The organism is Parvibaculum sp., from assembly GCF_049672805.1.
Classification (GTDB): Bacteria; Pseudomonadota; Alphaproteobacteria; order Parvibaculales; family Parvibaculaceae; genus Parvibaculum.
Genome location: NZ_JBATWS010000170.1, coordinates 1 through 4,967, shown reverse-complemented (window position 1 = coordinate 4,967; position 4,967 = coordinate 1). Strand labels below are relative to the sequence as shown.

The following is a 4,967-nucleotide window of genomic DNA, read 5'->3' as shown; positions in this document are numbered from 1 at the left end:
ATATTGACCTTCTTCACGCCCCGCACATGCAGCAAGTCCTGTCGGATCGTTTCTGCCTGCCGCACAAGGTCGCGCATCGGCATTCCCTTCTCCTTGAGCGCATAAAGGGCAAAGATCACATCAGCATATTCATCATTCACGAAAGGCCCGAAAACGCCGGCGGGCAGTTTGTCCTTCTCGTCCCCGAGCTTCTTGCGCGCCTGATAGAATTCCTCCGGTACAACTGAAGGCGGTGTGGTGTCTTTCAGCGTGAGCGTCATGAAGGCAAAGCCCGGCCGCGTCGTCGTGTCCACCCGGTCATACCAGGCCAGCTCCTGAAGCCTCTTTTCCAGCGGCTCTGCAACAAGCTCCTGCATCTCGCGCGCGGTTGCGCCAGGCCATGCCGCCGTCACCGTCAGGTTCTTCAGTGTGAAGCCGGGGTCTTCCGCCCGCCCCAGCGCAAAGAACGCATAGGCACCCGCCACCATGAGCAGCAGCATGGCAAACAGCGTGACCGCCCCTTCGCGAACGGCAAGCGCAGAAAGGTTCAGGTTCATCCGCCGATCCCGCCTTCTGCAGACGTTCTGACGGATGCGCCCTCATGCAGAAGATGCGCGCCAAGAGCGACAACCGGATCATCCGTACTGAGACCGGAGACCACGGCATATTCACTGGTCAGGCGAACAAGTTTCACCGGCTTGAAACGCACGGTGGAAGAAGCCGCATCAAAGACCCAGACGCCCGTTTTCCGGCCATCATCCAGAATGGCACCAAGCGGCACCTGCACTTCTTCCTCGTCGGTTTCGCGCGCAAAGCGGATCGTTACCGTCGCACCCAGCGGCGCACTTGCTGCTACGCCTTCCAGCGTATAACGGGCCTCATAGGTCCGCGTCAGCGGGTCTGCCGCATCTGACAATTGCCGAAGATGCGCCGTGAACCGCCCGGCCTCATTGCCATACAATATGGCTTCCGCCTCAGAGCCAATTTCCGGCCGAACGGTTTCGGGAAGCACCACCACCGCTTCGCGCGGACCTGCCTGCGCAATGCGTATCACCGTTTGACCGGCTGCAACGACCTGCCCCGGCTCACCCAGCGTTTCAACAACCGTTCCGTCCACATCAGATGTCAGAACCGCATAGGCGGCGGCATTCTCCGCCACCTTCGCCTCGGCCTCTGCTGCCGCAAGCTGCGCCCGCGCAGCATCCGCAGCGGCCTTTGCCTGCTCATAGCGCTGGCGCGGAACCCATCCTTCTTCGAGCAGCTTCGCATAGCGTTCCGCATCTGCTTTCGTCTGACCAACCGCTGCGCGCGCCGCGGCAACAGCATTGCGCTTCGCCGTCAGCGCAAAACCGAGATCAGCCTCATCAATCCGCATCAGCGGCTGGCCGGTCTTGATCTGCTGCCCCGTATCGACAAAGCGTTCCACAATCTTGCCGGGAACACGAAAGCCGAGATCGCTCTGCACCCGCGCAGCGATCACACCTGTGAAACCGCGCTCGGTTCCATCCACCGGCACAGGCACCGCAAGCCTCACAAGCGGCGGATCAAGCCTCGGATCGCCCAGCGCCGAAGCATCGCCCCCGATCGTCCGAATGAGGACCACGAGCAGCACCAAGGCCGCAACCAGTGCACCCCCCACCAGAACGGGTTTCTTTTTCATTGTCAGTGAATCAACACGCATCAGGTCACCTCGACTCCCTCGGTGACTATACAGATTATAGTTTCAATCTGAATGGGAAGCTGGCTCTCAAGCCTTTCGGGCGCTGCCAATATCTGTCAGCAGGCAGGCATGCCACAGCGATGCGTGGCGCAAAACGCGCCCGGCACATCGCCTTAAAAAACAGAAGCGAAGATCAGTTACGCAGCGTCAGAAAGGAATCTCGTCATCGAGATCTTGCGCGAAATTGCCTCGCGAGGAACCGCCGCCGCTGCCGCCACCGAAATCATCGGAGCCGCCGTAATCGCCGCCGCCCGACGAACCACCGCCTGCACGGCCATCCAGCATGGTCAGTGTTGAATTGAAGCCTTGCAGCACCACTTCCGTCGAATAGCGTTCCTGGCCGGACTGGTCGGTCCACTTGCGGGTCTGCAGCGCGCCTTCAATGTAAACCTTCGCGCCCTTTTTGAGATACTGCTCGATGACCTTGCACAGCCCCTCATTGAACACGACGACGCGGTGCCATTCGGTCTTTTCGCGGCGCTCGCCCGTGTTCCGGTCGCGCCATGTTTCAGAGGTCGCGATACGCAGATTGGCAATGGGGCGGCCATCCTGCGTGCGGCGGATTTCAGGGTCCGCGCCCAGATTGCCCACCAGGATCACCTTGTTCACGCTGCCAGCCATGCGCCCATCCTCTTTTAATCTGCCGCTTCGGAATGCCGGACCCTAGCCGAGCCCCCGGCTCCCTTAAAGACTTAAGTTTTCCACAGCCGGGGACGCCGCCCTGACAATATCCCCGCTTGAAAATACGCCCCGGCCCCCGACTTATGTTCTCACTATGTTCTATGAGAATGAATTTTGAGGCAAGATGGTTCTGCCATATCCGATTCTTTCAGGCTGCCACATGCCAGCCCTTGAAGCCGAGGCCCCGCGCCTACATACATGAAGCCTGAGACCAAGCCACAATCCCCGCAGCAAATATGCGCGTCGCCCGTTGGGCTGTCCGCACCCGTGAGAGTTCCGGCCTGATGAGCACTGCGTCGAAGAAGCAAGCTGCCGACACACAGAACCGTTTCATCCGCGTCATCGGCGCGCGCGAACATAATCTGCGCGATGTGAGCGTGGAACTGCCGCGCGATCAGTTGATCGTCATTACCGGCCTGTCCGGTTCCGGCAAATCCTCTCTCGCCTTCGACACGATCTATGCCGAAGGCCAGCGCCGCTATGTCGAAAGCCTGTCGGCCTATGCGCGCCAGTTCCTCGAGATGATGCAGAAGCCGGATGTCGATCAAATCGACGGCCTCTCGCCTGCCATTTCCATCGAGCAAAAAACCACCTCACGCAATCCGCGCTCGACCGTCGGCACCGTCACCGAGATTTATGACTATATGCGCCTTCTCTGGGCGCGCATCGGCGTGCCCTATTCGCCCGCGACCGGCCTACCCATCGAAAGCCAGACCGTCACGCAGATGGTGGATCGCGTCATGGCCCTGCCGGAAGGCACGCGCCTCTACCTGATGGCTCCCATCATTCGGGGCCGCAAGGGCGAATATCGCAAAGAGTTTGCCGAACTCCAGAAGAAGGGCTTTCAGCGCGTAAAGGTGGACGGCACCTTCTACGAAATTGCCGATGTGCCTGCCCTTAACAAGAAACTGAAACACGATATTGATGTCGTGGTGGACCGCATCGTCGTGCGCGACGATCTGGGCAACCGCCTCGCCGACAGTTTCGAGATCGCCCTCGACCTTGCAGATGGCATCGCCGTCGTGGAACTGGCTGACGCGAAAGATGGCGCCGAGCCGGAGCGCATCATATTTTCCTCGCGCTTCGCCTGTCCGGTATCCGGCTTCACCATTGACGAGATCGAGCCGCGCCTCTTCTCCTTCAACAATCCCTTCGGCGCCTGCCCAGCCTGTGATGGCCTCGGTACGCAGTTCTATATGGACCCGGACCTTGTGGTGCCGGATCACGGTTTGTCGCTGAAGAAAGGGGCCATCGCGCCCTGGTCGCGCTCCACTTCGCCATATTACACGCAGACGCTCATGGCGTTGGCGAAGCAATACAAATTCTCCATGACCGTGCCCTGGTCGCAGCTTTCCGAAGAAGCGCAGAATGTCGTGCTCTACGGCACGGGCGATGAAGTCGTCACCTTCGCTTATGATGACGGCATGCGCTCCTACAAGACGAAGAAGCCGTTTGAGGGCGTCATCCCCAATCTGGAGCGGCGGTGGCGCGAAACGGACAGCGCATGGGCACGCGAAGAGATCGAGCGTTTTCAGGGCATCACCGATTGCGAAGCCTGCGGCGGCTACCGCCTGAAGCCCGAAGCACTCGCCGTGAAGATCGCCGGTCTCAACATCTCGCAGGTCGCGCAAATGTCGATCCGCGATGCGGATGCCTGGTTCCGGGATCTCGACCAGCACCTCACCGCAAAGCAGAATGAAATCGCCGGCCGCGTGCTGAAGGAAATCCGCGAGCGCCTGCATTTCCTCAATAATGTCGGCCTCGACTATCTCGCTCTTTCGCGCAATTCCGGCACACTTTCAGGCGGCGAGAGCCAGCGCATCCGCCTCGCCTCGCAGATCGGCTCGGGCCTCACCGGCGTTCTCTATGTGCTGGACGAACCGTCTATCGGCCTCCACCAGCGCGATAATGACCGGCTGCTCGAAACACTGAAACGCCTGCGCGATCTCGGCAATACCGTCATCGTTGTCGAGCATGATGAAGATGCGATCCGGACGGCCGACCATGTTGTCGATATGGGCCCCGGTGCGGGCGTTCATGGCGGGCGCGTTATCGCCGAAGGTACGCCGGACGACATCATGGCCAACCCGGAAAGCCTCACTGGCCAATATCTCACAGGCTTTCTCCAGATCGAAGTACCGCAGCAACGCCGCACCGGAAACGGCAAATGGCTGAAAGTCACCGGCGCGAAGGAGAACAATCTCAAGAATGTGACGGCGGAGATTCCGCTCGGCACCTTCACCTGTGTCACCGGCGTGTCGGGTGGCGGCAAATCCACCCTTCTCATCGAAACCATCTACAAGGCCGTCTCGCGCCGCCTGAACAATTCGCGCGAGCACCCCGGCGCATTTGATGAGATTTTCGGCCTCGAACATCTCGACAAGATCATCGACATCGACCAGTCACCGATTGGCCGCACGCCGCGTTCCAACCCGGCGACCTATACGGGTGCCTTCACATTCATCCGCGACTGGTTCGCCGAACTGCCGGAGAGCCGCGCGCGCGGCTACAAGCCGGGCCGCTTCTCCTTCAATGTAAAAGGCGGCCGCTGCGAAACCTGTCAGGGCGACGGCGTCATCAAGATCGA

4 protein-coding genes are annotated in these 4,967 nt (G+C 60.1%); 1 reads left to right on the top strand and 3 read right to left on the bottom strand.

The features are described from left to right. From WBF74_RS05530 to WBF74_RS05520, 3 genes are all read right to left on the bottom strand, one after another. On the bottom strand, positions 1 to 536 hold a 536-nt coding region (locus tag WBF74_RS05530; protein ID WP_424436402.1), incomplete at its 3' end, for an efflux RND transporter permease subunit. Next, a complete protein-coding gene (locus tag WBF74_RS05525; protein ID WP_424436405.1) occupies positions 533 to 1,639 on the bottom strand; it encodes an efflux RND transporter periplasmic adaptor subunit in 1,107 nt (368 codons plus the stop codon). The genes WBF74_RS05530 and WBF74_RS05525, both read right to left, overlap by 4 nt. Before the next feature lie 207 nt (positions 1,640 to 1,846). After that, positions 1,847 to 2,320 (bottom strand): single-stranded DNA-binding protein, encoded by a 474-nt coding sequence (locus WBF74_RS05520; protein WP_424436399.1) that lies wholly within the window; start codon positions 2,318 to 2,320, stop codon positions 1,847 to 1,849. A gap of 344 nt (positions 2,321 to 2,664) precedes the next feature. Between WBF74_RS05520 and uvrA the strand changes: the two genes are divergently transcribed. Continuing rightward, on the top strand, positions 2,665 to 4,967 hold a 2,303-nt coding region (gene uvrA, locus WBF74_RS05515; protein ID WP_424436396.1), incomplete at its 3' end, for an excinuclease ABC subunit UvrA.